The organism is Burkholderia sp. 9775_39, from assembly GCF_015712225.1.
GTDB lineage: Bacteria > Pseudomonadota > Gammaproteobacteria > Burkholderiales > Burkholderiaceae > Burkholderia > Burkholderia cenocepacia.
Genome location: NZ_JACCQC010000021.1, coordinates 72,305 through 92,697, shown reverse-complemented (window position 1 = coordinate 92,697; position 20,393 = coordinate 72,305). Strand labels below are relative to the sequence as shown.

At 66.3% G+C, this 20,393-nt stretch carries 24 protein-coding genes; 7 read left to right on the top strand and 17 right to left on the bottom strand.

Going from position 1 to position 20,393, the window contains the following annotated elements:
* Nucleotide 1: 1 nt before the first annotated feature.
* Both H0X90_RS25710 and H0X90_RS25705 read right to left on the bottom strand, forming a co-directional pair.
* Complete coding sequence (locus tag H0X90_RS25710) at nucleotides 2-685, bottom strand: hypothetical protein (protein ID WP_006493912.1); 684 nt, start codon at nucleotides 683-685, stop codon at nucleotides 2-4.
* 12 nt (nucleotides 686-697) lie between these two features.
* Nucleotides 698-1,378 (bottom strand): 5-formyltetrahydrofolate cyclo-ligase, encoded by a 681-nt coding sequence (locus H0X90_RS25705; protein ID WP_227739775.1) that lies wholly within the window; start codon nucleotides 1,376-1,378, stop codon nucleotides 698-700.
* A 138-nt stretch (nucleotides 1,379-1,516) separates the two neighbouring features.
* Here H0X90_RS25705 and H0X90_RS25700 point away from each other — a divergent pair, with 138 nt between their 5' ends.
* The 4 genes from H0X90_RS25700 to H0X90_RS25690 all read left to right on the top strand — a co-directional run bounded on the left by H0X90_RS25700 (nucleotide 1,517) and on the right by H0X90_RS25690 (nucleotide 3,799).
* Nucleotides 1,517-2,620, top strand: a complete 1,104-nt coding sequence (locus tag H0X90_RS25700; protein ID WP_077190408.1) for a nitronate monooxygenase family protein — start codon at nucleotides 1,517-1,519, stop codon at nucleotides 2,618-2,620.
* 115 nt (nucleotides 2,621-2,735) lie between these two features.
* A complete protein-coding gene (locus tag H0X90_RS25695) occupies nucleotides 2,736-3,107 on the top strand; it encodes a GFA family protein (protein ID WP_006482256.1) in 372 nt (123 codons plus the stop codon).
* On the top strand, nucleotides 3,104-3,232 hold the full coding sequence (locus H0X90_RS36070; protein WP_006493914.1) for a hypothetical protein: 129 nt from the start codon (nucleotides 3,104-3,106) through the stop codon (nucleotides 3,230-3,232). Before H0X90_RS25695 ends, H0X90_RS36070 begins: the two co-directional genes overlap by 4 nt.
* Before the next feature lie 111 nt (nucleotides 3,233-3,343).
* Nucleotides 3,344-3,799 carry a MarR family winged helix-turn-helix transcriptional regulator gene (locus tag H0X90_RS25690; RefSeq protein ID WP_006482257.1) on the top strand — a complete coding sequence of 152 codons (456 nt, stop codon included), beginning with the start codon at nucleotides 3,344-3,346 and terminating at the stop codon, nucleotides 3,797-3,799.
* 52 nt (nucleotides 3,800-3,851) lie between these two features.
* Here H0X90_RS25690 and H0X90_RS25685 read toward each other — a convergent pair whose 3' ends face one another.
* The 5 genes from H0X90_RS25685 to H0X90_RS25665 all read right to left on the bottom strand — a co-directional run bounded on the left by H0X90_RS25685 (nucleotide 3,852) and on the right by H0X90_RS25665 (nucleotide 6,344).
* Nucleotides 3,852-4,568 carry a GNAT family N-acetyltransferase gene (locus H0X90_RS25685; protein ID WP_077190410.1) on the bottom strand — a complete coding sequence of 239 codons (717 nt, stop codon included), beginning with the start codon at nucleotides 4,566-4,568 and terminating at the stop codon, nucleotides 3,852-3,854.
* Between the two features lie 168 nt (nucleotides 4,569-4,736).
* Nucleotides 4,737-5,066 (bottom strand): DUF4148 domain-containing protein, encoded by a 330-nt coding sequence (locus H0X90_RS25680; protein ID WP_077190412.1) that lies wholly within the window; start codon nucleotides 5,064-5,066, stop codon nucleotides 4,737-4,739.
* A gap of 73 nt (nucleotides 5,067-5,139) precedes the next feature.
* Complete coding sequence (locus tag H0X90_RS25675) at nucleotides 5,140-5,466, bottom strand: DUF4148 domain-containing protein (protein WP_034201941.1); 327 nt, start codon at nucleotides 5,464-5,466, stop codon at nucleotides 5,140-5,142.
* Nucleotides 5,467-5,529: 63 nt separating this feature from the next.
* The gene (locus H0X90_RS25670) at nucleotides 5,530-5,856 is read right to left on the bottom strand and encodes a DUF4148 domain-containing protein (RefSeq protein WP_034201757.1); all 327 of its coding nucleotides are present in this window, start codon (nucleotides 5,854-5,856) and stop codon (nucleotides 5,530-5,532) included.
* A 68-nt stretch (nucleotides 5,857-5,924) separates the two neighbouring features.
* Complete coding sequence (locus H0X90_RS25665) at nucleotides 5,925-6,344, bottom strand: organic hydroperoxide resistance protein (protein WP_034201940.1); 420 nt, start codon at nucleotides 6,342-6,344, stop codon at nucleotides 5,925-5,927.
* 397 nt (nucleotides 6,345-6,741) lie between these two features.
* Between H0X90_RS25665 and H0X90_RS25660 the strand changes: the two genes are divergently transcribed.
* Nucleotides 6,742-8,061, top strand: coding sequence for an MFS transporter (locus tag H0X90_RS25660; RefSeq protein WP_077190414.1), 1,320 nt, complete (start codon nucleotides 6,742-6,744; stop codon nucleotides 8,059-8,061).
* A 56-nt stretch (nucleotides 8,062-8,117) separates the two neighbouring features.
* On the opposite strand, the gene H0X90_RS25655 is transcribed toward H0X90_RS25660, so the two are convergent.
* A complete protein-coding gene (locus H0X90_RS25655) occupies nucleotides 8,118-9,005 on the bottom strand; it encodes a LysR family transcriptional regulator (protein WP_006482261.1) in 888 nt (295 codons plus the stop codon).
* Here H0X90_RS25655 and H0X90_RS25650 point away from each other — a divergent pair.
* The gene (locus H0X90_RS25650; protein ID WP_034201755.1) at nucleotides 9,004-10,341 is read left to right on the top strand and encodes an alpha-hydroxy acid oxidase; all 1,338 of its coding nucleotides are present in this window, start codon (nucleotides 9,004-9,006) and stop codon (nucleotides 10,339-10,341) included. The genes H0X90_RS25655 and H0X90_RS25650 overlap by 2 nt on opposite strands.
* Before the next feature lie 454 nt (nucleotides 10,342-10,795).
* Here H0X90_RS25650 and H0X90_RS25645 read toward each other — a convergent pair whose 3' ends face one another.
* The 8 genes from H0X90_RS25645 to H0X90_RS25610 all read right to left on the bottom strand — a co-directional run bounded on the left by H0X90_RS25645 (nucleotide 10,796) and on the right by H0X90_RS25610 (nucleotide 18,642).
* On the bottom strand, nucleotides 10,796-12,022 hold the full coding sequence (locus H0X90_RS25645) for a dienelactone hydrolase family protein (protein WP_060268104.1): 1,227 nt from the start codon (nucleotides 12,020-12,022) through the stop codon (nucleotides 10,796-10,798).
* A 50-nt stretch (nucleotides 12,023-12,072) separates the two neighbouring features.
* Nucleotides 12,073-12,921: an SDR family oxidoreductase gene (locus H0X90_RS25640; protein ID WP_034201753.1), complete on the bottom strand. Its 849-nt coding sequence runs from the start codon at nucleotides 12,919-12,921 to the stop codon at nucleotides 12,073-12,075.
* The gene (locus tag H0X90_RS25635; protein WP_060268106.1) at nucleotides 12,918-13,556 is read right to left on the bottom strand and encodes a cysteine hydrolase family protein; all 639 of its coding nucleotides are present in this window, start codon (nucleotides 13,554-13,556) and stop codon (nucleotides 12,918-12,920) included. The genes H0X90_RS25640 and H0X90_RS25635 overlap by 4 nt, the downstream gene beginning before the upstream one ends.
* Complete coding sequence (locus H0X90_RS25630) at nucleotides 13,553-14,089, bottom strand: aromatic-ring-hydroxylating dioxygenase subunit beta (RefSeq protein ID WP_060268108.1); 537 nt, start codon at nucleotides 14,087-14,089, stop codon at nucleotides 13,553-13,555. The genes H0X90_RS25635 and H0X90_RS25630 overlap by 4 nt, the downstream gene beginning before the upstream one ends.
* Nucleotides 14,089-15,426, bottom strand: coding sequence for an aromatic ring-hydroxylating dioxygenase subunit alpha (locus tag H0X90_RS25625; protein WP_048986521.1), 1,338 nt, complete (start codon nucleotides 15,424-15,426; stop codon nucleotides 14,089-14,091). The genes H0X90_RS25630 and H0X90_RS25625 overlap by 1 nt, the downstream gene beginning before the upstream one ends.
* A 22-nt stretch (nucleotides 15,427-15,448) precedes the next feature.
* Nucleotides 15,449-16,408 carry a PDR/VanB family oxidoreductase gene (locus H0X90_RS25620; protein WP_034201751.1) on the bottom strand — a complete coding sequence of 320 codons (960 nt, stop codon included), beginning with the start codon at nucleotides 16,406-16,408 and terminating at the stop codon, nucleotides 15,449-15,451.
* Between the two features lie 102 nt (nucleotides 16,409-16,510).
* Nucleotides 16,511-17,494 carry an anthranilate 1,2-dioxygenase regulatory protein AndR gene (gene andR / locus H0X90_RS25615; RefSeq protein ID WP_058901483.1) on the bottom strand — a complete coding sequence of 328 codons (984 nt, stop codon included), beginning with the start codon at nucleotides 17,492-17,494 and terminating at the stop codon, nucleotides 16,511-16,513.
* Between the two features lie 659 nt (nucleotides 17,495-18,153).
* Nucleotides 18,154-18,642: an aminoacyl-tRNA deacylase gene (locus H0X90_RS25610; RefSeq protein WP_059723782.1), complete on the bottom strand. Its 489-nt coding sequence runs from the start codon at nucleotides 18,640-18,642 to the stop codon at nucleotides 18,154-18,156.
* Between the two features lie 457 nt (nucleotides 18,643-19,099).
* Between H0X90_RS25610 and H0X90_RS25605 the strand changes: the two genes are divergently transcribed.
* Nucleotides 19,100-19,393, top strand: coding sequence for a YciI-like protein (locus tag H0X90_RS25605; protein WP_006481522.1), 294 nt, complete (start codon nucleotides 19,100-19,102; stop codon nucleotides 19,391-19,393).
* 7 nt (nucleotides 19,394-19,400) lie between these two features.
* Here the strand turns inward: H0X90_RS25605 and corA are convergent, their stop codons facing one another.
* Nucleotides 19,401-20,378: a magnesium/cobalt transporter CorA gene (corA, locus tag H0X90_RS25600; protein ID WP_006475972.1), complete on the bottom strand. Its 978-nt coding sequence runs from the start codon at nucleotides 20,376-20,378 to the stop codon at nucleotides 19,401-19,403.
* Nucleotides 20,379-20,393 lie beyond the last annotated feature (15 nt).

Sequence of the window (20,393 nt, the reverse complement as noted above, 5' to 3'; positions counted from 1 at the left end):
CTCATTTCAGTTCCGGATTCTGCTGCGTCGCGCACGCGCGCAGCGCGGCCACGCGCTCGCTGTCGCCGAGCTTCTCGAACAGATCGGCCATCTCCATCTGCGCGACCGGATCGCCTTCACGCGCCGCGCGCCAGCGCAACGACGCGATCATCCCCCTCACGCGTTCGCCGGGCGTTTCGCCGTCGTAGCCCGACATCGCCTGCATCACGTCCGCGAGCTTGTTGTATCCGGCCGGTACCTGATGCGCGAGCAGCCACGCGACCGCCGGCTGCGCGCCTTCCCAATCCTCGTCCTCGAGCGAACTGTTGACGAGTCGCGCCGCCGCGCGCCACGCGCCGAGCGACGCGGCTTTCGCGTACGCTTTGTCGGCATCGCGACCGCGCGACGACGGCGCCGCGTCGAACGCCGCCTGCGCAGCGGCCGACGGCGGCGGCACCGCGAGCTTCGTGCAGCGGAACGCGCCGTCATCGGGCGCGTTGCCGGGCAGACGGGCCCAGCGCAGCTGGTCCTTCAGCGCGCGATCGAGCGTCGGCCGCACGTCGCTTTCCTTCATCGACGCGAATACCCAGGAAGTGCGCACCTGGCGGGCGGCGTCCCAGTCGTCGTCGGCCACGGCGTGTTGCGCGAATGCCAGGCAAGCGGCCGCGCAGGCGATCCGGAGCAGTTGTCGTGCAGGGGATGTCATCGTGGACTCCCCTCAGCTCGCGATGACGATGAAGGCCGTCAACGCAATCGGGAACAGTGCGAGGCCAAGCAGGCCCAGCGCGCCGTCCGCCGCCATCGTGATCGGCGACAGGGCGAGCTTGGCGCCCTTGCCGAGTACCGATGGCCGCTCGATGACCTTGACGTCATACTCGTGATTGAACGCCTGCGGGAGTGACGACGGCGTGACGTCGTTCGGCTGGTAGCGCTTGCCGCTGATCGTACCGCTCTCCGTCAGCTGGTGGCGCTGGTCCTTGAAACCGTCCGCGAGCGCACGCTCGCGAAGCTCGGAGCCGGGAGGCGCATCCTCGCGCGCAAGCCGCAGCACGTAACGCCCGGAGATCGTATCGCCGTGCGTCTCGAAATCGTCGAAGTCGGTATACAACTTGGGACGGTAGGGTGCCGTGAGGTTGACGGCGAGGGCCGGCGGCACATCGAAAATGTAGTGATACTGCTTGCCGATCACGACGAGCTTTTTCCCGTCCGCGCTGATCAGGAACGCCGAGAGCGTTTCCCGGTATTCAGGGTCCTTCATCAGGCGATGGGTGACGGGCCCCAGGTCGGCGCTGGAACAGCCGGCCAGCATGCCGGACGCCGCCACGGCGGGCAGCGCGAGAAATGTTCTTCTTTTCATGGATGGTGTAATGGTGTTGTTCGTTATTCGGCCAAACCACATGAATGTCGGGTGAAGCGTTCGACGAACGCTGCACGGTGACGGCCTTGGACGCGGTTTCGCCGTCCGCTATTCTAGGGATGAAACCGGCAATGCGATACGTGCGGCCGGCATTTCGGCTGCCACCAGGAGACCAGCACCATGCATCAACCGACCGACCGCCGGGCAACCCTGTTGCGCACGCTCGGCATCCGCGCGCCGATCGTGCAGGCGCCGATGGCTGGCGTCAGCACGCCGGCGCTGGCCGCCGCCGTCTCGAACGCGGGCGGGCTCGGCTCGCTCGGCGTCGGCGCAACCGATTCCGACGGCGCACGCAAGATGATCCGCGACACGCGCGCGCTCACCGACCGGCCGTTCAACATCAACGTGTTCTGCCACCGTCCGGCGCAAGCCGACGCGGCCGTCGAGCGCGCGTGGCTCGACTGGCTCGCCCCCGCGTTCCGCGCGTATGGCGCGACGCCGCCTGCATCGCTGTCGGAGATCTACACGAGCTTCGTCGCGGACCACGCGATGCAGGCGATGCTCGTCGAGGAAAAGCCAGCGGTCGTCAGCTTCCATTTCGGGTTGCCGTCCGCTGACGTGATCGCCGCGCTCAAGCGCGCGGGCATCACGCTGTTCGCCACGGCGACGAATCTCGACGAAGCCCGCCAAGTTGCCGCCGCCGGCATCGACGCGATCGTCGCGCAGGGCATCGAAGCCGGCGGGCATCGCGGCGTGTTCGATTCGACCGCGCACGACGATCGCCTCGGCACGTTCGCGCTGACGCGCCTGATCGTGCGCGAATGCGCGCTGCCGGTGATCGCCGCCGGCGGCATCATGGACGGCGCGGGCATTGCCGCCGCGCTCGCGCTCGGCGCGCAGGCCGCGCAGCTCGGCACCGCGTTCGTCGCGTGCCCGGAGACGTCGATCGACGACGGCTACCGCCGCGCGATCCTCGGCGAGGCGGCGCACCGCACCACGTTCACGCGCGCGATCTCGGGCCGCGTCGCGCGCGGCATCGCGAACCGGCTGACCGCGCTCGGCGACGACCCGGGCGCGCCGGCCACGCCCGCGTATCCAATCGCCTACGATGCGGGCAAGGCGCTGCATGCGGCCGCGAAAGCGCAGGGCGAATTCGGTTACGGCGTGCAATGGGCGGGGCAGGCGGCGCCGCTGGTCCGCGCGCTGCCGGCGGCCGAGCTGTTCGCGGCGCTCGAACGCGAAACGCGCACGGCAATCGAGCGGATGCAGCACGTACTGGACTGATCGCATGCCGCGGATGTGCAATGTTCTGTATCCGCGCCGCGCGCGGATACAGTGCGATACAACGCTCGCGCGCGGCTTCGCTATAAAGCAGGCATGACCTCTTTCGGAGCCCGTCATGTCTGCCACCTGGTTCAAAGGATCCTGCCATTGCGGGGCCGTCAAGTTCGAAGTCACGGCGGCCATTGCGCCGGCCGTCCGCTGCAACTGCAGCCTGTGCCGCCGGCGCGGCGCGCTGATGAGCCCGATGTTCGCCGCCGCCAACCTGACGATCGTCGAAGGCGAGGGCGCGCTGACCTGCTATCAGTTCAACACGCACACGGCCCGTCACTATTTCTGCAGCCGGTGCGGCGTCTATCCGTTCCACCAGACCCGCAAGGACCCGGCATGCTGGCGCGTCAATCTCGGCTGCCTCGACGGCGTCGATCCCTATGCGCTCGACGCGACGATCGCCGATGGGGCGAGCCTCTCGGTCGTGGAGGACGCATGAAACGCTGGCTGATGATCCTGCTGTTTGCCGCGGGCGGGCTCGCGACCGAAATCGCGCATCCGGTGCAGTGCACGTTGCTGTCGGTCAGCCGTCAGCCAACCGGCAAGCGCCGCGAGCCGGGCTGAGCGAGCGCGGCTCGCGTCAGCCGATCGAGACCGATTATCATGCTTCCGATAAGATCGCATGCGATATATAATGCGGTTGTCTGCGACCATTCGCGTCGCTGGAGGAAGTCCATGAAACCGACCGAAACCCCGTCGCCCGCCGCGCCGAAGCTGTCCGAGTTCCTGTGCTTTGCGATCTACTCGGCGAACCTTGCGTTCGGCAAGGCGTACAAGCCGATCCTCGACGAGCTCGGCCTCACGTATACGCAGTACATCACGATCATTGCGCTGTGGGAGCAGGACAACCAGACCGTCGGCCAGCTCGGCGAGAAGCTGTTCCTCGAATCCAACACGCTGACGCCGATCCTGAAGAAGCTCGAGGCAATGGGCTACCTGGAGCGGCACCGTGATCCGTCCGACGAACGCCAGGTGCTCGTCAGCCTGACGAAAAGCGGCCGCCGCGTGCGCGAGAAGGGGCTCGACATGAACCTCGTCGAAGCCACCGGGCTGAAGCCGGACGAATTCGCGAAGGTGCAGAAGGCGATCGTCACGTTGCGCGGCAACCTGATCCGGTCGACCGAAGCATAAGAACGCTCAGGCCCGGCCAACGGCCGGCGCGGGAATCGCGCCGGCCGCGTTGTCACGTGTGCGCGTCGCCCAGCACCAGCAGGTGCATCTCGCGACGGACGACGAAACCGAGCGCGAGATAGCGCTCGATCGCCACCTGGTTCGTCGTGAGGACGTGCAGGAACGGCGTCTCCGCACGCGCGCCGATCGTCGCGATCAATGACCGGACCAACCGCGCGGCCAGCCCTTGCCGCCGAAACGCGGCGTCCACGCAGACGGCGCTGATCTCGGTATACCCTTCGACCTGCATCCGCTGGCCGGCCATCGCGGCCAGCCGGCCTTCGCTGCGCACGCCGATGTAGTGGCCAAGCTCGAACGTGCGCGGGCCGAACGGACCCGGCTGCGCGGCGGCGGTCAGCGCGAGCATGTCCGGCACGTCGGCTGCGCCGAGCGGAACGGGTTCCGCTTCGTGCGTCGTGTCCAAGGTTCCTTGCCAGGTCATTTGAAGCAACGTCGCGCGCCGGATCGCCGACAGGCTCGCCGGCGTCTCGATCTCGTTCGGCGTGACGAGCGCCGCCGGCCCGTGTGCGGCGATCAGCTCGCACAGCGCGTCGAACGACGCCGGGCTCGTGTCATCGATCGCGGCAAACGGCGCGATGGCCGTCGGGAACCGCCGCGCGCGACCCTCGCCAAGCGCAAAGCGGCGCTGCCGGCCCGTGAGCGCATGCCAGACGACCCGGTCGAGCACGTGCGCATCGGCTGTCGCGTTTCCGGTCATGGCGTCCGGCATCGGCGGCTCCTTGGTGGAAGATGGGGAGCCGCACAGAATAATCCCGGACAGGGAGAACGGGTAGCGCTGGCGATACGGTCCGGGACAATACCAATAAAAAAGCGCACGCGATTACATCGCATGCGCTTTATATGGCAGAGGTCGGCGAGTGAATTCGCCGTACCGCGCTCAATGGCCGAAATAGATCGAGCGCTCGGCGGTGCGCACCGTGTTGCGGCTGCCGGACTGCGTGGCGCCGCCGGCATCGTTGCCGTAACCGGCTGTCTGCGTGTCGGCCGCGACGGCACCGTGGTCGCGAATCCGGTTCAGCGCCGCCTGGATATTGTCCGGATAGTTCGGATCGTTGGGACGATTCGGCTGGTAGCCGGCTTGCTGCAGCGCGGCCAGTTCCGCACGCACCTGCGCACGCGTGACGGTGCTTTCGCTCGCAAAAGCCGGCGCGGCGACGGCGGCCGACACGGCAACGAGAACGGTGGCAATCAGTTGGGTCTTCATCATTTACCTCGACAGGATTCGGGAATTCGGGAGTTGCGCACCACACGCCGACTATCGGCGTCGTTCGCGCGTTCGTTCAATGACCGAAGTAGATCGAGCGTTCGGCGATTCGCGTCGCCGGCCGGCTGCCCGACTGCGTAACAGCGGCGGCATCGCTGCCGTAGCCGGATGCCGACGTATCGGCCGCCACCGCGGGACTCGCGTGAATGCGCGTCAATGCGGCCTGCAGATCGTCCGGGTAGTGCGGATCGTTCGCGCGGCCCGGCCGATAACCGGCTTGTGCCAACTGGACGAGCTCGGCGCGTACCTCGGCGCGGGACACGACGGCTTCGTCGGCGAACGCCGGTGCGGCGGCGGAAGCGGAAACGGCAACGAGAAGGGCAGCGATCAGGCGGGTTTTCATCATGCACCTCGACAAAATGGAATCATCGATAAAGGGAATCAGGTTCACGTACCGTGCGGGCGCTCAGTGACCGAAGTACACCGAGCGCTCGGCCACGCTGGCGACGTGCCGGCGGCCGGATTGCGTCGCGGTGTCGCCGTTGCCGCCGTAGCCGGCCGCCGGTGCGTTGGCCGCGACGGCATCGTCGGCGCGGATCTGCGTCAGCGCGGCTTGCAGATCGTTCGGGTAGGTCGCGTCGGTCGCGCGGTTCAGCGGATAGCCGACGTGTTGAAGCTGCGCGAGTTCGGCGCGTACCTGCGCACGCGTCACGGTGGCTTCATTGGCAAACGCCGGAGCGGCAACGGCAGACGAAACAGCGACGAGAAGGGCAGCGATCAGTTGGACTTTCATTTTTTTCACCTCGATGGAAAAGGAATCGGGAATTCGGGAGGGCGGCGCTCGGCCGCCCGATGCAACGCTCAGGCGATCCGGATGTCGACGTCGATGTTGCCGCGCGTCGCCTTCGAATACGGGCAGGTCTGATGCGCAGCGTCGACGATGCGTTGCGCGACGTCGCGCTCGAGCCCCGGCACGCTCACGTTCAGCCGGGCCTGCAGGAAGTACGCGTTACCCGCCGTGCCGAGATCCACTTCGGCGTCGACCGCGAGATCGGCCGGCAGCGTCACCTTCGCGGCGCGCGCCGCAAGCTGCATCGCGCCGATGAAGCAGGCCGACCAGCCGGCCGCGAACAGTTGCTCCGGGTTGGTGCCGGTGCCGGCGCTGCCCGGCGACGACAACTGGATGTCGAGGCGGCCGTCGGAACTGCGCGCGGCGCCGTCGCGGCCCCCGGAAGTCGTATGCGTCTTGCCCGTGTACAGCACTTTGTCGATCTTGCTCATCATTTGCTCCGTCGGTTGGTTTGTCTCAGATGCGATTCGATCGCATGCGACGCAGTTTCCGCCTGACGGCCACCCACGTCAAGCGGATTCGATTAAATCGTATGCGATATTTTGTATTTCAACGTATCCGGATCGTGTAGCGCCTCGCGGGACAAGGCTTTCCGGCGATTCGGCATCGATTGCCGGGCATCGACGAACGGCGACCGATTCCGGAAAGGCGGCGGGAGAGCAGGGTAGCCCGCCGATCGACGTTTCCAGAAAGCGAACAGGCTCCTTGTCATTATTTCGCTTTCTACAACGCACCGTCTCTTCTAACCTTGCCGGACCCGATCGCGAGCGGCCCACCCACGGCCAGCGCTTGCACGGACAACGAGCACATTCGAAACGGAGACATTACGTGTCGCGCGTCAGCCCTCTTGCAACGGCCACGGATTCCCGGCCGACCGGAACCCTCGCGAACCTGCGGTCCATCTTCAGCGGATCGGTAGGCAACCTCATCGAGTATTACGACTGGTACGTCTATTCGGCGTTTTCGCTGTACTTCGCGAAGGCGTTCTTTCCGAACGGCAACCTGACCGTGCAATTGCTGAACACGGCGGCCATCTTTGCCGTCGGTTTCATCATGCGTCCGATCGGCGGGTGGCTCGTCGGCATGTACGCGGATCGCAAGGGGCGCAAGGCCGCGCTGCTCGTGTCGGTGCTGGCCATGTGCATCGGCTCGCTGATCATCGGGCTGACACCCGGCTACGACACCATCGGCATCGCCGCGCCCGTGCTGCTGGTCATGGCGCGGCTGCTGCAAGGGCTGAGCCTCGGCGGCGAGTACGCCAGTTCGGCGACCTATCTGAGCGAGATGGCCGCCCCATCCAGCCGCGGTTTCTATTCGAGCTTCCTGTTCGCGACGCTGTCGCTCGGCCAGTTGCTCGCGATGGGCGTCCTCGTGGTGCTGCAGCAGTTTTTCCTGACCACCGCGCAGCTCGAAAGCTGGGGATGGCGCATCCCGTTCCTGCTCGGATCGCTGCTCGCCTGCAGCGCGATCTTCCTGCGCAGCAACATGAAGGAAACGGCCTCGTTCGAGCAGCATCGCCAGAGCAAGCGTCGCCACGCGTCGCTCGCCGACCTGTTTCGCCACAAGCGCGAATGCCTGATCGTCGCCGGCCTGACGCTCGGCGGCACGGTGGCCTTCTATGCGTACACGACGTACATGCAGAAGTTCCTCGTCAACAGCGCGGGGATGAGCAAGACCGACGCGTCGATGGTCTCCGTGCTCAGCCTGCTTGCGTTCGTCGCGATGCAGCCGATCTTCGGCAGCCTGTCCGATCGCATCGGCCGTCGTCCGCTGCTGATCGCGTTCGGCATCCTCGGCACGCTGTGCACGGTGCCGATTTTCCAGGCGCTGCGCGGGGTCCAGACGACCGGCAGCGCGCTGGCGCTGATCATCGGCGCGCTGCTGATCGTCAGCCTGTATTCGTCGGTCAGCGCGGTGGCCAAGGCCGAGCTGTTTCCGGTCGGCGTGCGTGCGCTGGGCGTGGGGCTGCCTTACGCGATCACCGTTTCGCTGTTCGGCGGCACGGCCGAGTATGTCGCGCTATGGATGAAGAGCATCGGACACGAAGCATGGTTCTTCTACTACGTGTCGGGATGCGTGCTCGTGTCGTTGCTCTGCTACCTGTGGATGCCCGACCCGAAGCGCGTCTCGCGCATCGACGAAGCCTGACGGCCACGCGCCCGTTCCCGGCCGCCCGCGCGTGACGCGCGGCGGCCAATCGCGCATCAGCGGAAATCCGCATACTGCCGCACCAGCGACAGCATCGACGGTATCAACCCGCGCACGTCGCCGCGACGCCACTGGAACGCATACTGAAGCGGCGTCAGCGGCGGCTCGCTCGTCAGTTCGACGAGATCGCCGCCCAGGCGCGCACGCGCCCAGTCGACCGGCAGGAAGCCGATGCCGACGCCTTCACTCAACATCCCGGCCACCGCGCTCCAGTTGTTGCACGCGATCCGGCGCGCATGATTGATCCCGCATGCCAGCAGCCAGTCGTCGAGAATGCGCGTCACGCCCGAACCGGACGGCAGCAGTACCAGCGCATGACGGGCGATCAGCGCCGGCGTCAGATCGCGTTCGCTGCCGACCAGCGTCTCGGCCGCCATCCACGCGAACCGCGCTTCCGCCACCGGCTGCGACATCACGCTGCCGCGCGACGAACGGCCGGCGATCACCGCGAAATCCAGCTCGCCGGCGTCGACTTTCTCCTCCAGCGCCGCGCCCACGTCGACATACGGCTCGAGCGCCAGCTTCGGATGCAGCTTCTGGACCGCCGCGACGAAGCGCGGCAGCCACGTGAGCGCCGACAACTCGCCGACGCCGAAGCGCAGCCGGCCGCTCAACCCTTCGTCCCGCGCGACGGATTCCTGCAACGCGGCGACGGACTCGAGCACCCGCACCACGGCGGGCAGCAACGCCTCGCCGTCGTCGGTCAGCACGGCACGATGGCCGCTGCGGTCGAACAGCGTGCGCTCGACCACCTGTTCGAGTTCGTTGATGCGCTTGGACAACGACGACACCGACAGATGGAGCCGTTGCGCGGCGGTCGAGAAGTTGGCGCAGGTCGCCGCCCAGTAAAACGCGTCGAGTTGCTTGAGAGTCGGAGTCGCCATGGTCTTTCGCTTTTATCGAACAAATTCCTTGGAAGATTATCGCTTTTTAAGCGCCTCGCGCGACCCTAAAATTCCCGCATCGATTCGACAACAGGCCGCAGAAATGACCCCGTCCGCCTCATCCCGTCCCGCAGCCAGCCGTCCGCTGGCAGATACGCGACCGCCGCGCGTGCTGCGCAACATGCTGAGCCTCCACGATTTCGAGGCGGCGGCGCGGCGCGTGCTGCCGCGCCCGATCTTCGGCTATGTCAGCGGCGCGGCGGAGGACAACCGCACGCGCGACGACAACCGCGCCGTGTTCGACGAGTACGGATTCGCGACGCGTGTGCTGCGCAACGTTTCGCAACGGCAACAGACGGTCGAGCTGTTCGGACGGCGCTATGCGTCGCCGTTCGGCATCGCGCCGATGGGTATCCATGCGCTGTCGACCTATCGCGGCGACGTCGTCTTGGCGCGGGCCGCGCAGCGCGCGGGCATCGCGTCGATCATGAGCGGCTCGTCGCTGATCCCGCTGGAAGAGGTGGCGGCCGCCGCGCCGGGTACCTGGTTCCAGGCGTACCTGCCCGGCGATCCCGATCGTATTGCCGCGTTGCTCGAACGCGTCGCGCGCGCCGGCTACCGGACGCTGGTGATCACGGTCGACATTCCCGTGTCCGCCAATCGCGAGAACAACGTGCGGACCGGCTTCACCACGCCGCTGCGCCCCGGGCCGCGCCTGTTCTGGGACGGCATCACGCGGCCGCGCTGGCTCGCGGGCACCTTCGCCCGGACGCTGCTCGCGCACGGCATGCCGCATTTCGAAAACTCGTTTGCGACACGCGGCGCGCCGATCCTGTCGTCGACCGTGCTGCGGGATTTCTCCGCGCGCGACCATCTCGACTGGGGCCACCTGAAACGGATCCGGCAGGAATGGAAGGGCGAACTGGTGATCAAGGGCATTCTCAGCGTGGACGATGCCGTGATCGCGCGCGACATCGGCGCCGACGGCATCATCCTGTCGAACCACGGCGGCCGCCAGCTGGACGGCGCGGTGTCGCCGATGCGGATCCTGCCTGACGTGGTCCGGGCGCTCGGAGCGGATTATCCGGTGATGATCGACAGCGGGTTTCGTCGCGGGTCGGATGTGCTGAAAGCGGTTGCGATGGGCGCGCGCATGGTGTTCGTCGGGCGGCCGTTCAATTACGCGGCGGCCGTGGCCGGGGAAGCCGGTGTGCTGCATGCGATCGGCCTGTTGCACGATGAAGTGGACCGGAACATGGCGATGCTGGGCGTCGGGCGATGCAGCGCGTTGACGCCCGACGTACTGATTCGGAAAAGTGGATCGTCGGCGGCGTAGGTGGCCAGGTCGCAGCCGGACGGGTTCGGCGGACGCTTCGACCGGTTCGCGGCAGGGCAGGTGAATCGAAGGTCTGCGGCTGTTGCCGCGTAAGCCGATGGCGGATGGCCGGTACCCGTCAGCGGGCGGCTGCCTGTTGCGTCTGCTGCTCGGCAAAGCGGCGCTCGACGTTGTGTTCGCGCGAGCGCGTCGACGCGCTATGCGCGAATATCGACGCGTGGTGGGAACGCATCGACGGAACCGGTTTTCCGGTGGTTTAACGCGCCGATCCTTTTATCGAGGAACACGTAGTTGGAGCATATGATGGCGCTATCCGGATAACTTTTCTTATCACAATAGCTCGATTCAGTTTACAAACTGGCCGATTCGAAAACGCGCCGCTGCCGGTCACGAAAACCGCCGATGGCAGCGTCACCACCGGCGAAGGAGGGCGCGTCGTGGCCGACAGGCGCCGCTATCGCGCCGGTTCGCTCTCGCGCCAGCGCACCATCAGCGTATTCGACGGCAACGTTTCGTCGCGCAGCTTGCGCGCGACGTCGACGCCCCCGACCGGCAACCCGTGCGGATCGAGCAGCCCGAGCTGCACGAGCACGCTCGCCTGGTCCCAGTAGATGTGCTCGTTGTAGAGCTTCGGCCCGCGGAATTCGACGACGACGACCATCGGAATCTCCACGCGCTTGCCGGTCGGCGCGACGCCGGGCAGCAGCCAGTCGATCTCCCGGTCGTGCGTAAACGTCAGGATGAACTCGTCCACCATGCGATCGACGCCGACCACGCGCGAGATCGGCGCCATCGCCATGTCGGCCGGGTTGCCGTGGATGAAGTGATGCGTGTAGAAGCGCTTCAGTTCCGTGTACCCGGTGCCGCCCGTCATGGTCGGCACGTGATTCACGTACGGTTCGGGCACCATGGTCCGCATCGTCTCCTCGGGATCGCGCGCGGCGAATTCCAGATGGAAGTGATGATCGGCGAGCGCGCCCAGATCGTAGTCGGGGCCGAGCACCTTGCGAAACACCGCAAGACTGCGTGTGTGCGCGGACATCGCGGCCGCCTTGACGAAGGTCGGCCCGCTACGGCTGAAGGCATGGCCGGCACCGTCGTACGCGTAAAGCTTCAGGTTCGGCTTGCCGTCCAGCGCCGCGCGGATCGCCGTCACGGTCGCGGGCGGATTGAGCGGATCGTCGGCGCCGAAATGCAGTGCGAGCGGGCACGCGATGCGCTCGGCCAGTTCGAGCGACTGCTCGATGCCGACACCGTAATAGCCGACCGCGCAATCGACGTCGCCCTGCGCCGCGGCGAGCCACGCGAGCTTGCCGCCGAGACAGAAGCCGAGCACGCCGACCTTGCCGGTCGATTCGGGCAGCGTGCGCGCATGGGCGATGGTCGCACGGATATCGTCGACGGCGCGGGCCACGTCGAGGCGCGTGTAATAGTCGAAAGCCTTGGCATGGTCGGCGTCCCCGTAACCAAGTTCGATGTTCGGACCGAACGGGTGGAATAGGTCCGGCGCGATGACGACGTAGCCCTCGGCCGCATAGAGATCCGCCACTTCGCGCATCTCGGCGTTCACGCCGAAGATTTCCTGCAGCAAGACGATGACCGGGCCGTGGCCCGCTTCCGGCAGCGCGAGATAGGCGTCGAACGCCGTGTCGCCCCGTTCGATTCTGATGTGCTTCTTCATGGTTGAAGTCCCGATGGAAGAGGGGGAAGGAATGCGAGCCGAACGGTTCGCTACTGCGCTGCGTGCCGTTCGAACCATTCGCGCGGCGAGCGGCCCTGATCCGGCCCGAGGATCGAAAAACCGCCGTCGACCGGTACGTCGATCCCGGTGATCCACGCGGCATCGTCCGAACAGAGAAACGCGACGACTCGCCCGATCTCGTCGCCGCGACCGACGCGGCCGAGCGCATGCAGCGGCCGGCCGACGCGGTCCGCGACGTCGACCGACCCACCCGCGAGCCGCTCCAGCGACGGCGACCACGTCCAGGCGGGCGACACGCTGACCGCCCGCAGGCCATGCGGCGCCAGCTCCACGGCGAGATTGCGTGTCAGTTGCAGCAGCGCGGCCTTCGACGCCGGATACAGCGCGCGGGCGGCCGCGCCGAACTTGCCGCCGACGCTGCCGAGGTTGACGATCACGCCACCGCGCCGCAGATGCGGCGCGGCCTTCTGCGCGAGGATCGCCGCCGACACGAGATTGACGTCGAGCAGGCGCGACCATTGTTCGCGCGTCGACGCGAGGCCTGCATCGTCGTAGCTGCACGCATTGTTCACGACGATGTCGAGACCGCCGAACGCGGCGAGGGCAGTCGCGATCGTGCTGTCGAGTCGCGCGTCGTCGGTGACGTCGGTGTGTGCGAAGCGCGCCGATGTGCCGATCGAGGCGGCCAGCGCGTGGCCGGCCGCGTCATCGAGCCCCGCGATCAGCACGCCGGCGCCTTCGTTCGCGAGGGCGCGCGCGATGTCGGCGCCGAGCCCCTGCGTCGCGCCGGTGACGATCGCGACCTTGCCCGCGAGGCGTGCGCGCGTGCCAGCCGGGCTCGTCTGCGAGGACGCTTCGGAAGCGTGCGAGACGTTCATGTGCCCTCCGTGTGCGACGCGTGGCCGAACAGCTCCGCCACGCTGGAAATACCCGCGATCAAGCGCATCGACTCGAGCGATGCATCGTGCTGCCGACGATCCGCGCACGCGCAGGCGTCGGCCGCGACGGTCACGCGATAGCCGAGATCGGCGGCATGGCGCACGGTCATTTCTACGGTCGAGTGCGTGGCGACGCCGGCAACGATCAGGTGACGCACGTCGTGCGCCGCGAGGATCCGTTCCAGCGGCGTACCGATGAAGCCGCTCGTGCACTGGTGATGGATGACATGGTCGAGCGCGCGCGCCGGACCGGGTTCGAGCGTCGGGTAAAACTGCGCGCCCCAGCTGCCGTCGCGTAGCGCGCCGAGCTCGGCCGTGCGCACGAAAATCGGTGCATTGCGCGGCAAGTCCGCGTAATCCTCGCGGAAGGCGATGCGGACATGCGCGATCGGCAAGCCGAGCCCGCGCGCGCCGGCCAGCAGCGCGCGGGCCGCGTCGAGCACCGCCGCGCGGTCGGGCCGGTCCGCGTCGAAGCCGACGCGAATCTTGCCGCGCGGATCGAGCACGTCGTTCTGGTAATGCAGCGCGATCACGGCGGTGCGCGCAAGCGGTATCGACTGCGATGCGGCGTTCACACGAATACCTCCAGGTTCGCGAGCGCATCGGTCGAGTTGATGAGATCGACGCGCTTCAGATAGATCTTCCAGTCCGGGCCGCGCGTATCGAGCTTGTGCGTGACGAGCCCGGCGAGCGTGCGCTGCCCGATGCGCCATTCGTTGACGATCAGCGTCGAGTGGACCACCAGCCGGCCGGCCGCATCGCGGCCGTCGACGATCACGTTGCCGACGATGCGCGCGGTGCGCGTCGACGGCTGCTGCGACCAGTTGCGCCGGTTCGTCACGCGGGCCGCGCGCACTTCGCGCAGCGTCGCATCCTCCCAGAAGAGCGAGATATGGTCGCGCGGGCTGGTCTGGCCCGGCTCGTGCGGCAGCCAGTACATGCCGTCGGGCGTCCACAGGTCGAGCCAAGCGTCGAATGCGCGCGTATCGAGCAGCCGCGCCTCGCGAAACAGAAACTGTGCCGCCTGTGCGTGCAGCGCCGCGTCGGCGGCGAGGGCAGGGGCGTCGACCGCGACGGCCGACAGGTCGAAAGCCGGATCGTGCAGCATCAGGCGTCTCCTGCGCGCGTGCGCGCGGGTGGGGCGGCCTCGTCGACCATGAAGCGTTTCCACGCGGCGAACTGGTTGCGCATCGGCAATTCGCTGGTGCCGTTGATCGACACGAAGCCGTCGTCCGTCGCGCGATCCGTGCCCGCGTAGCGATGCATGCTCACCCACTCGCCGCCGCGGGTCTGATTGCCTTCCTGGCAGCGTGCGTAGACTTCGACGTCGTCCGGCATCACATTCGACGACGGCGAATTGATCACGTTCGCGTAGGTCAATGCGCGATCGAACACCGCGTCGGGTGCACCTTTCAGGCGAAACAGCTGGATTTCAACCAGTGTCCGGTCCACCGCGATCGGACGAATCACGCGGAACTGCTGAAACACCGTATGCGGGGAACCGCTGCCGTAGATCACGGTGTTGTGGCGATTCATCCCGAGAATCCGGCGTGCGCGTTCGTCGCCATAAGCCTGCGCGAGCACCGCGAAATGCGCGTTCGACACCGAATCGCGTTCGGCCGCCGCCGGATCGAAAATCCCTTCCATGTAGCCGTGGCCGTATGCGTAGGCGCGCAGTTCCAGTTTTTCCCAGAATTCGTACGGCTCGCCGTTGCCGTCCATGATGAGCAGCTCGAACGGCATCGCGCCCATTTCCTCGGCCTGCGCGCGGGCCGACATCACCGACGATTCATGCGTGACCGGCGCATGCATCGTGTCGTGCAGGTTCTCGTAGAACACTTTCCAGTTCGAGCGCTGCAGGACGCGGAACACGCCCCCCGTGACCTCGACCTCGCCGACCGGGGAACGGTCGCACAGATTGTCGATCGACGACACGACGCCATTCAGGAAGGTCCGCAGATCCGGGCCGTCGTCGCTCTGGCTCGCGAACACGAAGCCGCGATAGCTGTCCACGCGCGCGACGCGGCGCATCGAGAAATCCGGATGCTTCGGGTCGAAGCAGGTGTTCTGCAGGCCGTTGCGCAGCGGCGCCGACAGGTGCGTGCCGTCGTGCCTGAAGGTCCAGGCATGATACGGACACCGGAAGAATTTCCCGACCGAGCCGTCGCCGTCGGGTACGACTTTCGCGCCCTTGTGCGGACACCGGTTGTAGATCACGTGGATCGTGCCGTCGGATGCACGCACCATCACCACGTCCTGGTCGCCGATACGCGTCGTGTGATAGTCGCCGGCCGTCTTGACCTGGCTCTCGTGGCCGACGTAGATCCACGCACGACCGTAGATCCGTTCCATTTCCAGCGCGAAGATCGCGGGATCGGTATAGAGGCGCTTGTGCACGCTGTCGGGGCGCACCAGCCCGGCCAGCGTCTCGTTGGTAACGCTCATGGGGTTTCCTCGTTGGGAAGGGTCAAAGATCCAGCACGAGATGCGCGCCGTGCGCGCGCGACACGCATGGACAGAACGCGCCGCTCGCGTGGTCGTCGTCGCTCAGGCAGATGTCGCGGTGATCGGGATCGCCGTCGAGCAAGCGCACCGCGCACACGCCGCAATCGCCGCGCCGGCAGTCGTAGAGCGGATCGAGGCCGGCTTCGATCATCGCGTCGAGAATCGACGTGCCGGGCGGCACGTTCAGCACGTGCCCCGAGCCGGCGAGACGCACTTCGACCGTGGCGTTTTCCGCCGTCGCGACCGGCGCGGCAAAGCGTTCGCAGTGCAGCGCGTCGTCGCGCCAGCCAAGATGCCGCGCGGCCGCGAGCGTCGCCTCGATGAGCCCGGCGGGCCCGCACACGTACAGATGCGTGCCGCGCTCGGGCGCGCCGATCGCGTCGGCCAGCGGCAGGCCGCGCGACGGTTCGCCGTCGTCGAACCAGCATGTCGCACCCGGTAGCGCGGCAACCTCGTCGCGATAGGCCATCGACACGGCATCGCGCGCGGCGTAGTGCAGCGTGAACGGCCGCCCGCTGCTCGCCAGTTCGCGCGCCATCGCGAGAATCGGCGTGATGCCGATGCCGCCGGCCACGAGCAAGTGCCGGCGTGCGTGCGCGACGAGCGGAAAATCGTTCCGGGGCGGATCGATGTCGAATTCGTCGCCGGGCGCACAGGCGTGCATCCACTGCGAACCGCCGCTGCCGGCCGCTGCGTGCAGCACCGCGATTTCGTAACGGTCGATCGAATCGGCGCGGCCGCCGGCGTTCACGAGCGAATATGCACGCCGTTGCGAACGAGGGGAGAGGGGCACGTGCACGCCGATATGCGCGCCGGCCGTGAACCCGGGCAGCGGGCCGCCGTCGGCGGCGACGAGATGCAATCGGCGGATTGCGGGCGTCAGCGCATCGATGCGCTCGACGCGAATTCTGAGCGGGGACATCCAGCGGCTCCGTTGAATTCAGAGGAGGCCACTGTATGCGGGCGAATGTGCCGCGAATATCCGGCGAGCGCAGCGCCTGTCCGGCGCGCGCAGAATTTCCGCTCAGCCAGCGGACTGGCGCGCGCGCCGCAACGTATCCGACGGCGATTCCCGGAACGTTTCGCGGTACAGGGCGGCGAAGCGGCCCAGATTCGCGAAGCCGCAACGGAGCGCCACGTCGGCCACGCGGTCACTTTCGCGGCCTTGCAGCAATCGGTCGCGTGCGCGTTCGAGACGCCGTTCGCGGACCAGCTGCATCGGGCTGCCGCGCGAGAAACGCTGGAACCCGTCGAGCAGCGTACGCACCGGCACGTCGGCCGCCAGCGCGATATCGGCCAGCGTGATCGGCTCGCACGCGTGCTCGTCGATATAGGCTTCCGCGCGCTTGACCGTGCGCGGCACGAGCGCCGTTCCGCCGGGCCGCGTCTGGCAGTGATGCGGCTGCCCGGCGAGCAGGAGCGAGATCACGAGCCGCTCGAATTCGAGTGCGATACGGCGGTCGCGCTGCGCGAGCGCGACCGTCTCCGGCGACGACGCCATGACGCGCAACTGCATCAGCCACGGCAAGAGTTCGGAGCGGGAGAGATCGAGCACCGGCTCGATCTGCAGATGGTCGTAGCCGGTGTGAGCCAGGATCGCGCGCTTGTCGACGCGCACGAAGAACTGCTCGCAGTCGCGGGAGAACGTGCCGCCGAAATGGCTGGCCGGGCTGACGATGACGCCCTGCGCCGGCCCGATGATCACGCGCCGGCCGCCGACGCTCACGTCCGCATAGCCGCCGAGGCTGAGGATCGCGAGATAGTAATCCTCGATTTCCCCGGCATCGACGCCCATCGCGACGTCGTAACCGATCGTGCCGAACCCGACGCTGTCGATCCGCACGTAGTCCATGTACGCGGAATAGCCGCCACGCGAGCTGCCAGGGATGAGTCGATGCGGCTGCAGCACCGCGGCGATCCGTTCACGCGTGTCGTCGATATCGACCGATTCGAAATAGCGGTATCGACGGAGCAGGGTCGGCTCAATCGGCAAGGAAGCATTGGGCATGGCGAATCTTCTTTGCGTATGCGGGGAAACCCGGGGCGCGACATCGAACGATCGCCGTTGTTTTCCGGGGCACGTTCACTGTACACGTTTGCGACAAGGTCAATAAAACGGCCAATATCGGCCTCCGGATACTTGCGGGAATCGGACAGGCAGCCGTGTGCGGTTGCGTTTATTGGCTGGATATCGGCCGGATGGTGAGCGTCGGCGGACGTCATATTCGCTCGGGTCGCCACACGCGCCGGACGATGCCGGCGGAAATCCTCACGTTCGCGTGGGAATGGATGGCGACTTCATCCTGCGTCCGTGTGGCGTCGCCTGATCACGACGAAACCGAGCGCATGAAGACGATGCCGGGCGCTTGGTCGCGAGTTGGGATCGGCCCGAGGTCGGTCGCGTGATTGGATGCGACGAGTAGCGACGCTGGATAGCTTGCGACGGGTCGAAAAGCGGACATTTCAATCTAGCCACTACAACATAAACTGTCGATAATTATGATTATGTCAAATAAGAAATTTACTCGGCAACCCATCTAACATCGCCGCCAGACAAAGCCCCGAATCGCACCTCACCGGCCGCCCACAGCACCCATTTCCCCGGACACACAACCATCCCGGGCGATCTCCGGACCGCCCCGAATCGACCGCCACAACCTGCCCGCATCAGGACAACATCATTCCCTGCATTCGGTGCGAAAAATGCGCGCGCTCGGCCGTCTCCATCAGCATCAGGAATTCGTCCTGCATCATGTGAATCAGCGCTTCATGGTCGCCGGCCTCGAAATAGACTTCCGGCTGCTGCGCGAGGCGTTCCTCGAGAAACGTCTTCATCCCGTACGCCATGCAGACCGGCGGCAGCGCGCCCATGTCGCAATCCTTGAACAGCTCGCGCAACTCGACCTCCCGGGCGAGCACGAGATGGCGTCCCGTCTTCACCCAGAGATCCGACAGGCGCACGGCGTGCGTCGTCGGCAATACGGCGGCGACGTAGCCTTCGGCGTCCTCCAGGAGCACGGTTTTCGCGAGGCGATCGCCGGGAATATGCGCGGCGGCGGCCGTCTCCATGCTCGTATGGCTATAGGGGTGGTACACGACTTCGTACCGCGATGACTTCTGGCGCAGGCAATCCTGCAGGGTGGCTGAGACCGGCATGGCGCACCTCGTCTGGGCGAATCGGACGAAAAGGGCGAACGGCGTTCGCTCCCGGTTCGTTCAGCATAGGTCGCATTCCCGGCCAATGGAAATGCCCTCGTGCAGCGCCCGCCCACATGGCCCGGCTGGCTTTCAAGGCCTTCGTCCGCCCTCGCCGGCATGCGGAATCCGGCCCCGGAATACGCTTGGCCGACCCTCATTTCTGCAGGCAGATTTCAGGCAGTGTGAAGGAAAAATGCGGTCGTGCCCGCCAATTTGCCAAGGTTGAGAAACTTGACCGTTAGTTGCGTTTTAAGAAGGACATAGGGATACCGCCCGGGATGCGCCGTTCAAAAAACGAACCCGCGAATGCCCGTCGTCACAACCGTCAAACCCACGCCGCCCACGGCTTTCCCGCTGCCCTATACTGATCCCGCCGCTCACCCTCCCGCGGCAGAAACCGACTCCTGGAGCGATCATGCATTACCAGTTGATCTACGAACTCGTCGACGATTACCTGTCGCGGCGCGAACCGTTCCGCGCCCAGCATCTCGCGCTCGCGCAAGCGGCGACCGAGCGCGGCGAACTGGTGCTCGCCGGTGCGCTGGCGGACCCGGCCGACCAGGCCGTGCTCGTGTTCGAAGGCGATTCGCCGGAAGCGGCCGAATCGTTCGCGCGCGCCGATCCGTACGTGCAGAACGGCCTCGTGAAATCGTGGCGCGTGCGGCCGTGGCGCGTCGTGATCGGCAAGCACGCGCCGCGTCCGGCCTGAAGCCGGACTACAGCCACCCCGCCCGCTTGAAACGCCACCACAGCGCGAGGTCGGCGATGGCCATCACCGCGATGCAGCCGTAGAACCCGTATTTCAGGTGCAGCTCGGGCATGTTCGCGAAGTTCATCCCGTAGATGCCGGCGATCATCGTCGGTATCGCGAACAGCGCGGCGAACGAGCCGAGCCGCTTGGTCACCTCGTTTTCCGCGAGCGAAATCATCCCGAGGTTGACCTGGATCGCCGTGACGACCATCTCGCGACGCCCTTCGATCGTCTTCACGATCCGCTGCAGATGGTCGTACACGTCGCGGAAGTAAGCCGCCATCCCGCTGCAGACCTGCGGCACGCGCCCGCCGGTGAGCTTCGCGAGCGGCTCCATCAGCGGCGCCGTGTGCTGGTACAGCAGCACGAGCCGGCGCTTCAGCGAATAGAGATCCTCGATGATCGCGCGCGACGACGCCGGCGTCGCCTTCGCGAAGATGCGGTCCTCGAGTTCCTCGAGTTCCGCTCCGAGCGTTTCGAGGATCGGGAAATACCGGTCGACGACCTGGTCCATCAACGCGTAGAACACGAACGCCGAACCCTCCCGCAACAAGTGCGGCTCGCGCTCGCAACGCTTGCGCACGTCGCGGAAATCGTGCTCGGTATGGTTGCGGATCGACAGCACGTAATTCGGACCGACAAATACGTTCAATTCACCGACCTTGAATTCGTCGTCCTCGTCGAGTTCGACCGTGTGAAGCACCGCGAACAGCGAATCGCCGTATTCCTCGATCTTCGGCCGCTGATGGCCCTTGCGGGCATCCTCGAGCGCCAGCTCGTGCAAGCCGAACTCCTCGCCCATCAGGTCGATTTCCTCGGGCGTCGGGTCCTTCAGCGCGACCCACACGAAGCATTCGGGCTTCGACACGTAATCGCTGATGGCGTCGATGTCGATATCGGCCAGCTTGCGGCCGTCCTGGTAAGCAGCACAGTTGATCAGCATGGTATTCGTGACGTT